The organism is uncultured Lutibacter sp. (genome assembly GCF_947495725.1).
In the GTDB taxonomy this organism is placed as follows: Bacteria; Bacteroidota; Bacteroidia; order Flavobacteriales; family Flavobacteriaceae; genus Lutibacter.
This window is the reverse complement of record NZ_CANLZZ010000005.1, coordinates 213,409-231,422: the sequence shown is the minus strand read 5'-3', so window position 1 is coordinate 231,422 and position 18,014 is coordinate 213,409. Positions and strand designations below refer to the sequence as shown.

Sequence of the window (18,014 nt, the reverse complement as noted above, 5' to 3'; positions counted from 1 at the left end):
TTTAAAATGGAACATCACCATCATCTAAGCTATCTGGAGCTCCAAATGCATCTTCAGGACTTGTAAAATTACTTGTTGAAATTTCACTATTCATTTTTGAATGAAACTCATTTCCAAAATCTTCATCTAAATTGCTAAATTGAGCTAAATGCCCAGTAAATTTTAATCTAATATTTTCTAAACCACCGTTTCTGTGTTTTGCAACAATAAACTCTGCTTGTCCTTCGCAAGGTGTTCTTTCTTCATCATCCCACTCTGTTAAACCATAATATTCTGGTCTAAAAATAAAGGAAACAATATCGGCATCTTGTTCAATTGCTCCAGATTCACGTAAATCGGATAATAACGGACGCTTACTTCCTCCACGTGTTTCAACAGCACGTGATAACTGAGATAATGCTATTACAGGAATTGCCAATTCTTTTGCTAATGCTTTTAGATTTCTAGATATTGTTGAAATTTCTTGTTCTCGATTTCCGTTAGATGAACTTCCTGCGGTCATTAACTGTAAATAATCAATAATAATTATTTTAATTCCGTGTTGCGATGCTAAACGACGAGCTTTTGCACGTAAATCAAAAATAGATAAGGATGGTGTATCATCAATAAATATAGGAGCTTTCGATAAATTTTTAACTTTAACGTTTAATTGTTCCCATTCATGTGGCTCTAAATTCCCTTTTCTTAATTTTCCTGAAGAAATTCCTGTTTCACTTGATATCATACGAGTAATTAACTGTACAGAAGACATCTCTAATGAAAATATGGCGGCAGGAGTTCCAAAATCAATGGCCATATTTTTTGCCATTGACATTACAAATGCTGTTTTTCCCATACCAGGACGTGCAGCTAAAATTACTAAATCCGAAGGTTGCCAACCCGATGTTAATTCATCCAAACGTGTAAAACCAGTGGCAACACCACTCATTCCCTGTTTATTTGAAATCTCCTGAATCTTCTTGATTGCCTGATTAACAAGACCTTGTGCATCTTCAGAACCTTTCTTTAAATTCCCCTGCGTAACTTCAAATAATTTTGTTTCAGCATCATCTAATAAGTCAAATACATCTACAGTTTCATCGTAAGCTTCTTCAATAATTTCAGCAGAAATTGAAATTAATTTACGTTGAATGTATTTTTGAAGAATAATACGTGCGTGAAATTCAATATGTGCCGATGAAGCTACTTTTTGAGTTAAACCAATTAAGTAAAAATCTCCTCCAATTAGTTCTAATTTTCCCGATTTTTTTAACTGATTCGCAACGGTTAATAAATCCGTTGGTTCCGAATTTTGAAACAATGTATAAATAGCCTCATAAATATGTTGATGTGATTCTTTGTAAAAAACTTCAGAATGTAAAATATCAATTACGTCATCAACACCTTTTTTATCAATCATCATTGCACCTAACACAGCTTCCTCTAACTCAACAGCTTGAGGCGGTAATTTACCTTTCTCCAGGTTTATTACAGTACTTTTCTTATTAAACTTTTTAGCCGGTACAGGTTGTAAATTTTTCACTCTTAATTGAATATATATATTAGTAAAACTCTTTTTTTAGTAAAAAAATTGTGTGCAATTTTATCTACTCATAAAAATAATATAAACCATTATTTTTTAAGTTGCACAAATGTAAATTTTTAATACTCAAATTAGCCTCAATTAAAAAAATTATTTGCACATTTTTTGTTAACAAGTACCTTTTTTGTTAATAACTATAATTATAAAATTTAGTGAAATATAATTTCCTATTTTTGAAAAATGAACGCTAACAAGGTATATAAAATTTTAACGGCTCTTTTAGTAATGCAATGGGCTTTTATACAGTTAATTGCCCTAAATCATTCATTTATTGAAACGTATTATTCAAATGGAGTTTACTTATATATTTCACGTTTTTATAGAGTTTTATTTGGTTGGGTTTCTTTTTCTGTTGGTGATTTACTTTATATTTTTTTAATTTTTATTATTGCTAAATTAATTATTAACCTATTTAAATTTAAAGATATAAAAAATAGCTTGTTTAAAATTACTGGAACACTTTCTGTTATATTTTTCTTTTTTCATTTGAATTGGGCCTTGAATTATTTTAGACAACCTATAAGTGAAACTTTAAATATTTCAATTTCAAATTATTCCAATGAAGATTTAATTGATTTTACCAAAAGATTAATTATAAAAACTAATAAGGTTCATAAACATTTAGTTAAAAATGACACTTTACTTTATGAAAATTCTCTTTCAAAAAATAAAATTAAAGCAATTGCTCCAACTGCGTACGAAGATTTAGAAAAAAAATATGTTCAATTTGCTTATAAAAACTCAACTGTTAAACATTCGCTTTTTAGTATTCCTTTAACTTATATGGGATTTGCTGGCTATTTAAATCCGTTAACTAATGAAGCACAGGTTAATTCATTGATTCCAAAAAATAATTACCCAGCAACAGTTTGCCACGAAATTGCTCATCAGGTTGGATATGCTTCTGAAAGTGAGGCTAATTTTATTGGTTATTTAGCGGCTACACATTCAAGAGAAGATTATTTTAATTATTCGGGCTATTTAATGGCTCTGCGTTATTGTATTTCTGAAGTTTACCGAAAAGACCCTAACAGTTTTGAAGAATTAAAATTACTAATTAGTAAAGGTATTTTAAAAGATTTAAAGCAAAGTCAAGAATTTTGGGAAAGTTATAATAATTGGACCGAGAAATACTTTAAATCGTTTTACGATAATTACCTTAAAGCCAACAAACAAAAAGACGGAATTGTAGGTTATAGTAAAATGGTTACATTATTAATAAATTACTATAAAACAAAAGAATTATAGATATTATTCTATTATTTTTGCAATATGCACAAACAAATTTCAAGTACAAGTAATTCGCTAATTAAAGAACTTGTACAGCTTAAGGATAAATCGCGATTAAGAAAAAAAACAAACTCCTTTTTAATTGAAGGTGCTCGTGAAATTTCATTAGCTGTATTAGGTAATTATGAAATAAAAACGTTGCTTGTTGATTTTTCCATTTTTAATAAAATTGCATTTAATAATTTAGTTGAAACTATAAAAACTAATATTGATATTATTGAAATTTCGAATGATGTGTATCAAAAAATTGCAATGAGAACAACCACAGAAGGTATTGTTGCAGTTGCCAAAAGTAAAGATTTATCACTTTCAAACATTAAATTTAAAAATAGCAATCCTCTTATTCTGGTAGCCGAAGCTCCCGAAAAACCAGGTAATATTGGTGCATTATTAAGAACTGTTGATGCAGCAGGGATTGATGCCGTTTTTATTGCAAATCCAAAAACGGATATGTACAACCCAAACATTATAAGATCTAGTGTAGGGTGTTTATTTACAACAAATATTGCTACAGGATCTACTTCTGAAATTATTAAATTTTTAAAGGACAAAAATATTGAAATGTATGGAGCTGCATTAACCGCTTCTGTTGAATACCAAACTATAAACTTTACAAATCCTTCTGCAATTATTGTTGGAACAGAAGCAACTGGCCTAACCGATGAATGGTTAAATAATACTACACAAAATATTATTATTCCTATGAGAGGCGCAATAGATTCTATGAATGTTTCCGTAAGTGCAGCAATTATCCTTTTTGAAGCCGTACGCCAACGTTTAGCTTAATTTTAAAACAACTATTAATGACACCTCAACTACTTTTTTATATCTTAATTGGAATAATTTTAGCCAAATTTATATTTGATACTTTAATCGATGCCAATAACGCAAAGCATTTTAATGATAAAATTCCTCAGCCACTTGAAGGAATTTATAATGAAAAAGAATACTTAAAATCTCAAGAGTATAAAAAGGAAAACTATAAATTTTCTAGTATAACAAGTACTTTTTCTATAATTACTACTCTACTATTCTTCTTTTTAGATGGATTTGCAATTGTAGACAATTTAGCTAGAACTATTTCTAATAATACTATAATTATTACACTAATTTTCTTTGGAATTATCTTATTTGCCAGTGATGTTATTACAACACCCTTTTCATATTATAAAACTTTTGTAATTGAGGAAAAATATGGATTTAATAAATCCACCATAAAAACATTTATTTTTGATAAAATTAAAGGTTGGTTAATGATGGTGATTTTAGGTGGTGGAATTTTAGCTTTGTTAACTTGGTTTTATCAAATAACAACTACAAATTTTTGGTTATATGCTTGGGGTTTAATTGCAATATTTACCATTTTTATGAACTTGTTTTATTCTAAATTAATTGTTCCAATATTTAATAAACAAACACCTTTAGAAGAAGGACCATTAAAAACAGAAATAAATAATTTTGGAAAAAAAGTAGGTTTTAAATTGGATAATATTTTTGTAATTGATGGTTCAAAAAGATCTACAAAAGCAAATGCTTACTTTTCTGGATTTGGATCTCAAAAAAGAGTAACTCTTTACGACACCTTAATTAATGATTTGGAAACCAATGAAATAGTTGCTGTTTTAGCCCACGAAATTGGTCATTACAAGAAAAAACATATTATTTACAATCTAATTTTATCATTGCTTTTAACAGGCTTCACATTTTATATATTGTCTTTACTTGTAGGAAATGAAATGCTTGCGCAAGCTTTAGGAGTTGAAAACTCGAGCTTTCATATTGGTTTAATTGCCTTTGCTATATTATACAGTCCTATTTCAGAAATTACTGGACTGTTAATGAATATTTTATCTCGTAAATTTGAATATCAAGCCGACGATTATGCTAAAAATAATTACAATTCTGAATCATTAATTTCAGCTTTAAAAAAGCTTTCAAAAAATAGTTTAAGCAACTTAACGCCTAGCAAATTATATGTCAAAATTCATTATTCACATCCTACATTACTCTCTCGTATTTCTAACTTAAAAAAATAAACTTTTACCATTGTTTACTCAATAAAAAAATTCTATTTTTAGGCGATGAGTTACAACTTAAGCATAGAAGAAGAAAATAAAGAAATAGCAAAACGATACAAAGATTTGCTAAAAGGTGCATATCAATCATTTACTGACGCTGACAAAAAAGAAATTAGAAAAGCATTTGATATAGCATTAGAAGCTCATAAAGATCAGAGAAGAAAAACTGGAGAACCATATATTTTTCATCCAATTGCAGTTGCAAAAATTGTTGCCTATGAAATTGGTTTAGATACTACTTCAATTGTAGCCGCGCTTTTACACGATGTAGTTGAAGATACCGATTATACTTTAGAAGATATTGAACGTTTATTTGGTGAAAATGTAGCGCGTATTGTAAATGGGCTCACTAAAATATCGCATTTAAAGAAAGATCAAGATGCATCTGTACAAGCAGAGAATTTTAGAAAAATGTTATTAACCTTAAATGATGATGTTAGGGTTATTTTAATAAAAATTGCAGACAGATTGCATAATATGCAAACAATGGATGCAATGCCTCCAGATAAGCAACTAAAAATATCTTCCGAAACGCTCTATATTTATGCTCCTTTAGCGCATAGATTAGGTTTATACAACATAAAATCTGAACTTGAAAATCTAGGGTTAAAATACACAGAACCTGATGTTTACAAGGATATTTCGAATAGAATCACACAAAGTACAGAAGAACATAAAAAATACATTGAATCTTTTTCAAATATCTTAAAATCTACGTTAGATAATGAAGGTTTTGAATATACTATTAAAGGGCGAAGAAAATCTATTTATTCCATTCGTAAAAAAATGCTTTCACAAGGAGTTTCCTATGATGAAATTTACGATAAATTTGCGATTCGAATTATATATAAATCAACCATTAAAAAAGAAAAATTTGATGCGTGGAAAATCTATTCAATTGTAACAGATCATTTTAGACCCAATCCTATTAGATTAAGAGATTGGATTAGCCAGCCAAAATCAACCGGATATGAATCCTTGCATATTACTGTAATGGGACCTATGGGACGTTGGGTTGAAGTTCAAATTAGATCTGAAAGAATGGATGAAATTGCCGAAAAAGGATATGCCGCACATTATAAATACAAAAACAAAAATGAAGGAGAAACAGGACTAGACGATTGGCTTAATAAAATTAAAGACTCATTAGAAAATCCAAACAGCAATGCTGTTGATTTTGTAGAAGATTTTAAGTTAAATCTGTATTCAAAAGAAATATTTGTTTTTACACCAAATGGAGATTTAAAAGCATTGCCAAAAAATGCAACTGCTTTAGATTTTGCTTTTTCTATTCATACCCAAGTTGGTATGAATTGTAGAGGAGCCAAAGTAAATGGAAAATTAAAACCAATAAGTCACCAATTAAAAAGTGGTGATCAGGTTGAAATTATAACTGCAAAAAGTCAAAAACCAAATGTTGGTTGGCTAGATTTTGTAGTTACCGCAAGAGCACGTACTAGAATTAAAAATGCTCTTAATGAAGACCAAAAGAAAATTGCCGAAGAAGGAAAAGAAATACTAACAAGAAAGCTACGACACCTAAAAATAAATTTAACCGAAAAAGTTGTTAATGAACTTGTTGTGTTTTTTAAACTAAAAACAAGTTTGGATTTATTCTACCGTATGGGGAATGGTTCCATAGATAACAATCAACTAAAAGAATTTATTTCATCTAGAAATAGCTCTATTGTAAATTTCTTTAAAAACCGAATTAAAAGATCTAAAAGTGTTGCTGATACAATTGATAAAAATGAAGTTGTTGATAATTATGATTCTTTAGTATTTGGAAAAGAAGAAGAGCATTTAGATTATAAAATGTCTCAATGCTGTAACCCAATTCCTGGTGATAAAGTATTTGGTTTTATAACAATTAACGACGGAATTAAAGTTCATAAAAAAGATTGTCCTAATGCTATTAGTTTGCAAGCCAACTATGCTTATAGAATTATAAATGCTAAATGGATAGACTCAACCAAACAAGAATTTAGAGCAATTATAAAAATTCATGGAGTAGATCACCAAGGAATGGCAAATGAAATAACCAAGGTTATTTCTACAAATATGAATATTAATATCCACAACTTAAACATATCGAGTTCTGATGGAGTTTTTGAAGGAAAAATAACCGTTAGTGTAAAAAATAAAACCCAACTTCAAAAAATTAGTGATAGTATTAAAAAAATTGAAGGAGTAGATAAAGTAGAACGAATCTATAAACTATAATTTATTCACAATAAAAGTTAATAAATATAGCGATATCAAGTTTTTTTTAAAAAAAATAGAGTTAACTTTGTCGTTTAGTTTTCAATAAAAAATCATTTTTATGAGTAATGAAAATCAAAAAATTGTAAAAAGCGTTTTTGTGAAATTTCTTGAAACAAATAATCACAGAAAAACACCCGAACGATTTGCAATTCTTCAAGAAATCTATGATTTAAACGATCATTTCGATATAGAATCTCTATATATCCAAATGAAAAATAAAAATTATAGAGTAAGTAGAGCAACTCTCTATAATACAATTGAATTACTTTTAGAATGTGGACTAGTTAGAAAACACCAATTTGGCCAAAACCAAGCGCATTATGAGAAATCATATTTCGATAAACAACACGACCATGTAATTTTAACAGATACTGGTGAAGTTATTGAGTTTTGCGACCCACGAGTGCAAACAATAAAAAAAGCGATTGAAGAAACTTTTAATATTGATATCCACAATCATTCACTCTATTTCTACGGAACAAAAAAACAAAAAAACAACTAACATACTAACATTTTAAAAAGCATCATGGCTGTAAATTTATTACTAGGATTACAATGGGGAGATGAAGGTAAAGGGAAAATTGTAGATGTCCTTACCTCTAATTATGATATTATTGCTCGTTTTCAAGGAGGACCAAACGCTGGGCATACATTAATTTTTGATGGACAAAAACACGTATTACATACAATACCTTCAGGAATATTTCATGACAAAGCAATGAATGTTGTAGGAAACGGTGTTGTTATTGACCCTGTTATTTTTAAAAAAGAATTAGATAATCTTTCAAAACATAATATTGATTTTGCTTCTAAACTTGTAATATCTCGAAAAGCACATATAATTCTACCAACGCACAGATTATTAGATGCTGCTAGTGAAGCTTCTAAAGGTAAAGCTAAAATTGGCTCTACTCTTAAAGGAATTGGTCCAACTTACATGGATAAAACTGGTAGAAATGGTATTAGAATTGGTGATACTGAACTGGAAGATTTCAAAGAAAGATATCAAGCTTTAGTGCAAAAGCATATTAAAATGATTGATTATTATGGTATTCAATTAGATTATAATTTAGAAGAACTTGAGGAAGAATTTTTTGCTGCATTAGACTTTTTAAAGCAAATTCCTTTTGTTGACAGTGAAGAATATTTAAGTGCTGCAATGAAAGCTGGTAAAACCGTTTTAGCAGAAGGAGCACAAGGATCATTATTAGATGTTGACTTTGGAACATATCCATTTGTAACCTCTTCTAATACAACTGCTGCAGGTGCCTGTACTGGTTTAGGTGTTGCACCAAACAAAATTGGTGAGGTTTTTGGAATTTTTAAGGCATATACCACTCGTGTTGGTTCAGGACCATTCCCAACAGAATTATTTGATGAAGATGGAGAAACAATGTCTAGAGTTGGTCACGAATTTGGTGCAACAACAGGACGACCACGAAGATGTGGATGGTTAGATTTAATTGCTCTAAAATACGCTGTTGAAATTAACGGTGTAACTCAACTAATGATGATGAAAGGTGACGTACTATCTGGTTTCGATACCTTAAAAGTTTGTACTTCTTACAATTATAAAGGTACCGAAGTTAAACACCTACCTTACAATATTGAAGAGCATAACGTAACACCAAACTATACTGAATTTAAAGGTTGGAAAGAAGATTTAACTTCAATGACTTCTGTAGATACTTTACCAAAAGAATTAATGGACTACATTAAGTTTATAGAAGATTTTGTTGAAGTACCTGTTAAAATAGTTTCAGTAGGTCCTGATAGGAAACAAACAATAATGAGATAATAAAAAAAAGCTTCAACTATTGAAGCTTTTTTTTTAACACAGTATTACAATATACAAACTACTTTTTTGTTAGTTTTGTGTTTAAATTTTAGAATCTTGAAACATCTTTTTATAATACTATTAGCTTTTTTAAGTTTTACTGGATTTTCACAATCGAAAAAAATTAAAATTTTAAAAGCCGATAATACAATGGTAGACCCAAAATATCCGGGCGCTATTATATCACTTGGAAATGTTTTTGTTGAACATGAAGGTGCAACTCTACGTTGCGATAAAGCATATATTTACCAAGACACTAAAATTATAAAGGCTATGGGTAATGTAATTATAAATCAAGGTGATACAATTACTCAATATAGCAAATATGTCGATTATGATGGAGAAAAAAAACTAGCAACTTCATGGGGCGATGTTTTGCTTAAAGACGAATTAATGACCCTTAAAACAGATACATTATTTTTCGATAGACAAAAACAACATTTATATTATAATACTGGAGGAACAATTAGAGACACAACCAATCTTCTTAAAAGTGAAATAGGTAGTTATTATTTAAGAACAAATAAATTTCAGGCTTTTAACAGGGTTGATGTTACTAATAAGGACAGTAAATTAATTTCGGAACGATTGGATTATTTTACCAGTACCGGAATTGCTGAAATTTATGGACCGTCAACAATTACAAGTGCGGAAAACTCTATATATACCGAAAAAGGTCATCATAATTCAAAAACTAATATTTCTCACTTTTTAGACAATTCAAAAATATTTTATGGCGATAGAACTATTGAAGGTGATAGTTTATATTACAATAAAAATATAGATTATGCATCTGCAACAGGTAATATTATAGTTTTGGATACTGCAAATGCATCTATTATAAAAGGTGGCTATGCCGAATATTTTAAGGCTAAAGACTCTGTATATATAACAGATAAAGCTGTGGCAATATCAGTTTTGGAAAACGACTCTCTATATATTCATGGAGATAAATTAATGGTTACCGGAAAGGTTGATGAGCGGATAGTAAAAGCTTTCTATCGTGTAAAACTATTTAAATCTAATTTACAAGGGAAATGCGATTCTTTAGTTTCTGAAGAAAAAACAGGTCTCACAAAACTATTTACCAATCCTGTTCTTTGGGCTGAAGAAAATCAAATTACCGGTGATACTATCCAATTTATTTCTAATCAAAAAACAGAACAATTAGATTCATTAAAAATTAAAAATAATGGGTTAATGGTTCAAAAAGATTCGGCAGGATATAGTCAGTTAAAGGGTAAAAATATGTTTGGTAAATTTAAAGATAACAAATTAATATCCTTAGATGCAGTTGGAAATAGCGAAACACTCTTTTTTTTAAGAAGCGAAACTGGTGAGCTTTTTGGAATAGATAAAAAACAGTGCAGTCAAAATATTTTAATACTTCTAGAAAATAACGATGTAAAAAGTATTGATTATTACCAAACAATAAAAGGTTATACCTATCCTCCTTCCGAATTTAAAGAATTAAAAGAAGAAGAAAAATTGTTAAAAGGATTTGTTTGGAGAGAAAATGAACGGCCTTTAACTAAAGATGATATTTTTATAAAAGACGAGCCGTTAAAGGAAATGGATAAAATAGCACAAAAAAAACCTTCAGACAAAATTGATTTAAATACTGTAGAAAAAAAAGCAACTGAAAAGAAAAAAGATAACAATACTATAAAAGATACAGAAGAAGAGTTAACTAAAAATAAGCCTATTGCTAAGAAAAAAGTTGAAGGTGAAAATTTAGAGATAAAGGAAAATTAGATTAAATAAATTAATTACTTTGAAAGAAGATTTCTTTAATTATCAAGCACAAACTAGTCCTTACCCACTAGCTTTAGAAGTTTTACGAGCTAATGGCTCATATGTATATGACACAAAAAATAAAGAATATTTAGATTTTATTGCTGGAGTAAGTGCCAATACATTAGGACATTGCCATCCTATAATTTCAAAGGCAATAAAAGATCAGGTTGACCATTATACACATGTTATGGTATATGGAGATTTTATTCAAAAACCTCAATTAGATCTTTGTAAAAATCTTATTAATCATTTACCTACTTATTTTGAAACAGTTTATATTACCAATTCCGGTACGGAAGCTACTGAGGGTGCAATTAAACTGGCAAAAAGATTTACAGGTAAAAGTGAAATTATAGCCGCCAAAAATGGATATCACGGCAATACACAAGGTGCTATGAGTGTTTGTGGTGCTGAACAACAAAATAGTGCGTTTAGGCCTTTAATTCCAGGTATTAGATTTATAGAGTTTAATAACCCAATTGATATTGAAAAAATTACATCGAAAACAGCTGGAGTAATTTTAGAAACTATACAAGGTGGTGCTGGATTTATTCAACCAATAAATGACTATTTAAAAAAAGTTAAAGAAAAATGCGAAGAAGTTGGCGCTTTATTAATTTTAGATGAAATTCAATCAGGAATTGGTAGAACTGGCAAATTTTTTGGATTTGAAAACTACAATGTAATTCCACATATAATTGTTACAGGAAAAGGATTAGGTGGAGGAATGCCAATTGGAGCATTTATTTCTTCGAAAGAAATAATGAGTTGCTTAAAACAACATCCAAAATTAGGACATATTACAACTTTTGGTGGGCATCCAGTTATTGCGGCAGCGGCAAATGCTACTCTTCAAGAATTATTTAATTCTAATCTTATTGAGCAAACCTTAGAAAAAGAAAAATTAATTCGAAAAATATTAATTCATCCTCTTATATCTGAAATTAGAGGAAAAGGATTAATGCTTGCTGCTATAGTTGAAACTCCCGAAATGGCTTCAAAAATAATTTTAAAATGTTTAGATAAAGGCCTACTCTTATTTTGGCTTTTATTTGAAGGTAAAGCCATTAGAATTACGCCTCCTCTTACAATTAGTGAAGAAGAAATTTATATAGGTTGTAATATAATTATTGAGGCTTTAAATGAAATTTTAGCCGATTATTAATCCTTAAGTTAATCCATTAAACACCCAACTTGTTAAGTCACAATATTTTAGTTAAATTATTGTTAATAAAGTACTATGTTATACATAATAGAGTAACAAACTTAAATAATAAACGTCATTTAAGTACAATAACAATTAAAAACTACTATTATGAAAACTTTAAACTTAAACAAAACCGAAGAAAAAAGTAAAAAGAAAAAAGTACTAATTGTAAATTTTAGCCGAACAAAAAGATTACAATGGGATCGTTTTAGAAGATACGGATTATATGCTTCATAAATTAACTTAATTTTTTACTATGAATACTTAATCAAAACCTATAAATATTTTTATAGGTTTTTTTTTCTAATAATAAACAATTAAATAGTACCACATAAGATTGCCTTAGAATATTCTAAAACTGGTCCATCGCAATAACTCCAAGTGCCTTGTAAACTATAATCATCCAAAACAATAAGATGTTCAATTAAATTGCCCGTATAATTTGCAATAAGCGAATTATCAATATCATAAACAAGTTCTACAAATTCTTCAGATTCAATTATCTTTTTAGAATAGGATCCAAAAGCTTCAATTTTTTCATCTTCAGTAAAACGAATTTTTGTAAATGTGTTATTTGAATAAAGACAAATTGTTTCTTGCCATTCCATATCTTCACCAGTGGTTTCAGAACCTGCAATACTTCCACTCATTTTTATTAACGCATAGTACTCACCATTATTGGTTAATTCTTCATTTCGACTGCACGAAATAAATAAACAAACAAATAGTCCAATTAAAAAGTGGTTTTTCATAAAATAATTCTTTTAATTATCAATCCAACTGTAATAATTAATATTATTCCAACTATAAATTGCAATTGTTACTCCTGAATTTTCTTCAATATTTTCAATAGAATATTCATTTAAAATGTTACCTAAATCTTTAAATTTTTCAAAATTAGAATAGGTGAAATACCGCGAAGGGTGATTAACCCAATTTCCATCTGAGCTTAAAGGATAAGGAATTCTCCCCTCTCCTTCAAATTCAAATTCCTCAAAGCTTGGATTTTCGGATAGTATTGCTAAAAAATCGGAATAAATATTTGTATTGTTTGTATTTGTTCCACATACATATGCAAATGAATTTTCTGGAATTCTAAAAGTTTCGTTGTATAATGAATTAGTAAATCTGTTTTCGATAGGTGAAATAGAAATTTTGTTTTGATTAATTTCTATAGAATATGTATCAATACTATTACCATTTATAAAGGTTATTTTATTTATAGTTTTAGGTAAATCAACGTAAGACATTGCAGGGCCAATTGCTGTAAGGCAAATTTCCGATTCAATTATTCCTTCAAACCTTATAATTAATTCGTTGTTTTTTATAAATTCAGTAGTTGACAAAGAAAAATTTATACAAGGGTAAATTTTAGAAGTAACTAACTTTAATTTTAGTATTGGTTCTTGCAACTCATTAGTATTATATATTTCAACTGGCATAAAATTAATGTCAGAGTCTATTTTATTTTCTGAAATAAACTCTGAGAATTCAGAATTACTTGATAGTTCATCATCAGAATTACAACTTAATGTATAAACTGCCAGTATAAATAGTAAATACTTTTTCATCAGTCTTTTTTTATTCTAACATCTAATTTAATAATTAATTTGTAGAGTACTTGTCAATGAGTCTTACCAATAAATTATTTAAATTTTCAACCTGATAATCTCCAACACTTGCCTCTAAATGTTCATTTCCAATACCACTATCGTTAGTTATAAAAACATAGGTTCCATTTGTACTAACTGCAAAAAATCGCATTAAAAACTCTGTTTCTTTATCAATTCCACTAGCTGTTATTGGGATAAGTTTAATACCTTTTTCTGCGTATTTAGTAATTAAACTGTGTAATTTATCTAAAATTTGAACATTGTAATGTGGTGGTGCATCCAATAATAAAAATGCAATTCGGGTTCTAGAATTTAAAGACCACTGCAATTCTGTTAAAGCTTCATCTAATGCTGAATCAACCGCTTCGGGAAAATCTCCACCACCATTAGCACTTTGCTGGTTTATAAAATTTAAAGTTGAACTTATATTGTTTGTAAAACCAGAACTTTTTACTAAATAATCATCATCTCTATCTCTGTAAAAAACAGTTCCTGTAAAAATATCTAACTCCGAATTACTTTGCTCGGAACGTTGAATAACGTCTTTTAAATCATCCTTTAAAAATTCTAATTCATCACCCATAGATCCAGTTGCGTCCACAATAAATGCAATTTCAACTTTATTTGAACTATTGTTTTGAGCTGAATTTAACTCAACTTCTACAATTCCATCTTCAACAAATTTTAAAGGAGTGGTATTTTCTATACCATTAATAAACAATTTAAATCCATTAAAATTACTAATATTAGAGTCTTTAAATAAATCGACAAAAAGTTCTGTTTTCCCAAAATTATCTGTCATACTTTGCCAAACCAACTCATTATTTAATTTTAATTCAACTTTTGAATTAATAATTGGTGTTGCGTTATTTTTAACTTGAACAGAAATTCTTTTTAGGGTATAAAACTCCCAGTAACTTACATTTTTAAAGTATTCGTTTTCATTTAAAATATTCTTCCAAAAATTCCAATTTTCAAGATCATTCCACTCTCCTGCTGTTATCAATCCTGTATTATTCCCATTACCTTGATCCGATCCTCCTGGAGTTTCAACACCAGATCCTTCCGAACTTAATTTAATGTCTCCCGAATAATCCCCATCAATTGTTTCGCTTAAACCATCTTCATTACAAGCTGAAAATAATAAAAATACCAATGCTACTAAACTAAATGCAATTTTCTTTAAAATTTTTGAAACCATCTTTTTCTTTTTTATATAAAACCTCAGCTTGCCTATAAAGCAAGCATTGAGATTCTATAATTTTTGTAATTAATTGTAAAATTAAATTTTTAACCTATTAATTACAGTACGTATTGAAGTTACAAAACGCTACAAAAAATTAATTATTTTTTTTGAAAACTAAAATTATAGCGTAAATGAACTCCCGCACTATTAAAATCTATTTTTTGCTGAGTAACTGACTGAAGTGAGTATTTAAAATAAGGTTCTATAACAATAGACTGATGTTGTTTATTAACTGGTAATTCAATTCCCAAAGAAAAGTTTAAAGCATTGGCTAAATTAAAAGCATTTGACTTGTTTTCTGTTATTACCTTTTCTGATAATTGAACTAAATTGTATTGAACAATATTATTACCAAATGAATCTTGTGTACTTAATTCTGTTCTATTATTAACTAAATATTCAGATTCAATATTTTCAGTTATATAAGAAGTTGAGGAAAATCCAGCCGATACAAATACGTTTTTTTTATTTACATTAAAATTGTATTTAATATTTAATGGAATTTCAATACCCTTTATTACGGCTTCTTTATTAACAATTTGTTTCGATTCTTTAGCGCTAACTCCATCAACTAAATAATTTGACGGTTTATTTAAATCTAATTTTTGATCTGCATAGTAAACTCCAGAATTAATATGGAAATTTTTAAACAATGGAATTTCGATCATAACTCCACCAGAAAAACCAATATTAGAATTTTCGTTTTCTTGATACGAATCTAAAATAGGTGACAAACTTAAACCTACTTTAACGGCCCTTTTGCTGTTTTCTAATTTAGTTTTTTCTTCCTCAACCAACGCAATTAAATTCTCTTTTTCTATTAAACTATCCTTTGTAACTTCTTTTTCTTTTAAAACAATTTCTTCTTTTATTAATGCTACATCTTTGAGTGTGTCAGATACAGATTGCACAATAAAATCATTTTCAATTTTGTTAATTAAATCACTCTTTTTAAGAATTATAGAATCAATTTCAACCTTATTATTTGATGCGTTTTTTAACTTAGTATTATTTTTAGCAACCTTAGTATTAATAGCTTTAAACCCTCTTTTTTTACTAATATGCGGAATTATTTTATTTGTACTATCCTTTACAACAATTTTTGAATTGATGTTAATCAAACTATCAACATTTATTGATGAAATTATTACATTTGGATTTTTCTTTAATGTATCCAAACGCAATGAATCATTTGTTTTATCAAATATAATTTTGGGTTTCATATTTTCATTTGAAATTGAACTCTTATAAAAATAGTTCCCCAATCCTCCAGCAAATAAAGCCATTAAAATAACAGCGGCATATTTCCAATAAAGGAATATGCGTTTTTTCTTTTTATTTTTTTTCGAAAGCAACATATTCCAATGCTCTGGATTATAAGGAATCTCAATATTATCTGAGAGTTCTCTAATTTTGTTACTTAATATTTTATCAAACTTATCTTCCATTTATTTAAAAGTTTTTTCCAATTAAAACTCTCAATTTTTTTTTTGCACGTGTTAAAAAAACTCTCGATGTGCTTTCACCTATGCTTAATTTTTCCGAAATTTCTTTATGACTATAGCCCTGAATTTCGAACATATTAAATACTATTCTATGTATTTCGGGCAACTGATCTAATAGTTTTAAAATATCCTCAACCGTTAAATCTTCTATAATATTTATGTCAGCTTTAACACTTTCTGCTTCATCTACATCAGAATGATAATAATGTTTAGAGTTCTTTCGATAATTATCAATAGCAGTATTAATTAAAACTCGCCTTAACCAATTTTTAAAAGGAATTGAGTTGTTATACCCTTTCTTTTCAATTGATGAAAATACCTTTAAAAAACTATCATTCAAAATTGAAACAGCCTCATCATTAGAGTAAGTGTATAAACGACAAATACTTAAAGCATATCCATAAAAGTGTTTGTATAACATTTCTTGATGCAATACATTTCCCCTTTTACATTCTGCAAGGATATTATCTAAAAATATATTTCTATCTATGTCCTGCTCCAAATTATTTTAATTAAATACTAAGTTTTCTATATTAGATTTAATTCATTCCTTTAACTATGGCATCAGCATTTTCTCCCGAGTTGTAAGTGCTAAAAATATTATACGAACAAGTATCTTTATAGTCTACGTCTCCAATAAGTGCTTCTAAATTAATTACAATAGTTTCTGTAATATATGCTTCACATAGATCGTCATTGGCATCGTGAACCAACATTAAATTCATATGACAAGGTTCATCTGTATAAACAACACCATCCCAAATTACTTCAAAATCGTGATTTTTACAGCCCCCGCTATACGACAAATTTACTTGAATAAAATCTCCTTCTCTTTTAACATAATTAATAGAGTAAGTATCACCTTTTGAAATGTTTTTAATTCGTTTTTCATTTAAATCGTTAAAAACATCTTTGTTTATTCGAAGTTTAGCTCTTAAAAACTCTTCTGAGTCTCCATCTGCCTTAATATCATTATTACTCGAATAATCTAAATATATCGAATCTACAGACTCAGAATCTCCATCCGAGCTACATGAATAACTAAAAAACAACGTAAAGCAACTTATTATAATGGTGTACAACCTTCTTTTCATATAATTAAATTTTAACAACTATAACACCTCTGTAATTATCAACTTCGTACTCATAATCAAGAACATCAAAATTTTTAACCTCGAAAAAAGTACAACAATCTTCACTTACTGTATCCATATCTAAATCAAAAACTACATTAATCGTGTCACTTAAATAAATTGTATATGTTTTAGCATCTAATTCCCATCCAATTGAATAAACAGAAATTATAAACTCATCGTTTATAAGGTGTTTTTCAAAATCTATTATTTTATCTTCTTCATCCTTAATTTCAATGTTGTCTAAACTAACAGTTCCATTATAAATTAAATCTTCTCCTGTAACTTTATCTACAAATTTAAAATTAAATTCTGGTGGCGGAGTGAAGCATTCACCACAATCGTCATTAAGGTCACAGGAATTTAATGTTAATACAAGTACTAACAATGTAATTATTTGTTTCATTTTATATAAATTTAAACTGATTAAATTATTGAAAAATAAATTTCAACATATAAAA

General features: G+C 28.4%; 17 protein-coding genes. 9 read left to right on the top strand and 8 right to left on the bottom strand.

Annotated features, from left to right (window positions below; translation table 11 throughout):
- Window position 1 precedes the first annotated feature (1 nt).
- On the bottom strand, window positions 2-1,522 hold the full coding sequence (dnaB, locus tag Q0776_RS13155; RefSeq protein ID WP_298369063.1) for a replicative DNA helicase: 1,521 nt from the start codon (window positions 1,520-1,522) through the stop codon (window positions 2-4).
- Between the two features lie 240 nt (window positions 1,523-1,762).
- On the opposite strand from dnaB, the gene Q0776_RS13150 reads away from it, so the two are divergent.
- The 9 genes from Q0776_RS13150 to Q0776_RS13110 all read left to right on the top strand — a co-directional run bounded on the left by Q0776_RS13150 (window position 1,763) and on the right by Q0776_RS13110 (window position 12,293).
- Window positions 1,763-2,830, top strand: a complete 1,068-nt coding sequence (locus Q0776_RS13150) for a DUF3810 domain-containing protein (RefSeq protein WP_298369061.1) — start codon at window positions 1,763-1,765, stop codon at window positions 2,828-2,830.
- Between the two features lie 24 nt (window positions 2,831-2,854).
- Window positions 2,855-3,658 (top strand): RNA methyltransferase, encoded by an 804-nt coding sequence (locus tag Q0776_RS13145; protein ID WP_298369059.1) that lies wholly within the window; start codon window positions 2,855-2,857, stop codon window positions 3,656-3,658.
- Between the two features lie 17 nt (window positions 3,659-3,675).
- Window positions 3,676-4,908, top strand: a complete 1,233-nt coding sequence (locus Q0776_RS13140; protein ID WP_298369056.1) for a M48 family metallopeptidase — start codon at window positions 3,676-3,678, stop codon at window positions 4,906-4,908.
- 45 nt (window positions 4,909-4,953) lie between these two features.
- Window positions 4,954-7,173, top strand: a complete 2,220-nt coding sequence (locus Q0776_RS13135; RefSeq protein WP_298369054.1) for a RelA/SpoT family protein — start codon at window positions 4,954-4,956, stop codon at window positions 7,171-7,173.
- 100 nt (window positions 7,174-7,273) lie between these two features.
- A complete protein-coding gene (locus Q0776_RS13130; protein ID WP_298369051.1) occupies window positions 7,274-7,717 on the top strand; it encodes a transcriptional repressor in 444 nt (147 codons plus the stop codon).
- A 24-nt stretch (window positions 7,718-7,741) separates the two neighbouring features.
- Window positions 7,742-9,013: an adenylosuccinate synthase gene (locus tag Q0776_RS13125; RefSeq protein WP_298369048.1), complete on the top strand. Its 1,272-nt coding sequence runs from the start codon at window positions 7,742-7,744 to the stop codon at window positions 9,011-9,013.
- A 96-nt stretch (window positions 9,014-9,109) separates the two neighbouring features.
- The gene (locus Q0776_RS13120; protein ID WP_298369044.1) at window positions 9,110-10,807 is read left to right on the top strand and encodes an OstA-like protein; all 1,698 of its coding nucleotides are present in this window, start codon (window positions 9,110-9,112) and stop codon (window positions 10,805-10,807) included.
- Window positions 10,808-10,826: 19 nt separating this feature from the next.
- Window positions 10,827-12,014, top strand: coding sequence for an aminotransferase class III-fold pyridoxal phosphate-dependent enzyme (locus Q0776_RS13115; protein ID WP_298369041.1), 1,188 nt, complete (start codon window positions 10,827-10,829; stop codon window positions 12,012-12,014).
- Between the two features lie 150 nt (window positions 12,015-12,164).
- The gene (locus tag Q0776_RS13110; protein WP_298369039.1) at window positions 12,165-12,293 is read left to right on the top strand and encodes a hypothetical protein; all 129 of its coding nucleotides are present in this window, start codon (window positions 12,165-12,167) and stop codon (window positions 12,291-12,293) included.
- A gap of 80 nt (window positions 12,294-12,373) precedes the next feature.
- Here Q0776_RS13110 and Q0776_RS13105 read toward each other — a convergent pair whose 3' ends face one another.
- From Q0776_RS13105 to Q0776_RS13075, 7 genes are all read right to left on the bottom strand, one after another.
- Window positions 12,374-12,808: a hypothetical protein gene (locus tag Q0776_RS13105; protein ID WP_298369036.1), complete on the bottom strand. Its 435-nt coding sequence runs from the start codon at window positions 12,806-12,808 to the stop codon at window positions 12,374-12,376.
- A 12-nt stretch (window positions 12,809-12,820) separates the two neighbouring features.
- Window positions 12,821-13,627 carry a hypothetical protein gene (locus tag Q0776_RS13100; RefSeq protein ID WP_298369035.1) on the bottom strand — a complete coding sequence of 269 codons (807 nt, stop codon included), beginning with the start codon at window positions 13,625-13,627 and terminating at the stop codon, window positions 12,821-12,823.
- Window positions 13,628-13,661: 34 nt separating this feature from the next.
- Window positions 13,662-14,870 (bottom strand): VWA domain-containing protein, encoded by a 1,209-nt coding sequence (locus Q0776_RS13095; RefSeq protein WP_298369031.1) that lies wholly within the window; start codon window positions 14,868-14,870, stop codon window positions 13,662-13,664.
- Window positions 14,871-15,013: 143 nt separating this feature from the next.
- Window positions 15,014-16,363 (bottom strand): outer membrane beta-barrel protein, encoded by a 1,350-nt coding sequence (locus Q0776_RS13090; RefSeq protein ID WP_298369029.1) that lies wholly within the window; start codon window positions 16,361-16,363, stop codon window positions 15,014-15,016.
- Between the two features lie 4 nt (window positions 16,364-16,367).
- On the bottom strand, window positions 16,368-16,922 hold the full coding sequence (locus Q0776_RS13085; RefSeq protein WP_298369026.1) for an RNA polymerase sigma factor: 555 nt from the start codon (window positions 16,920-16,922) through the stop codon (window positions 16,368-16,370).
- Between the two features lie 37 nt (window positions 16,923-16,959).
- Window positions 16,960-17,514 carry a hypothetical protein gene (locus tag Q0776_RS13080; RefSeq protein ID WP_298369025.1) on the bottom strand — a complete coding sequence of 185 codons (555 nt, stop codon included), beginning with the start codon at window positions 17,512-17,514 and terminating at the stop codon, window positions 16,960-16,962.
- 4 nt (window positions 17,515-17,518) lie between these two features.
- Window positions 17,519-17,959 (bottom strand): hypothetical protein, encoded by a 441-nt coding sequence (locus Q0776_RS13075; RefSeq protein WP_298369023.1) that lies wholly within the window; start codon window positions 17,957-17,959, stop codon window positions 17,519-17,521.
- Window positions 17,960-18,014: the final 55 nt, after the last annotated feature.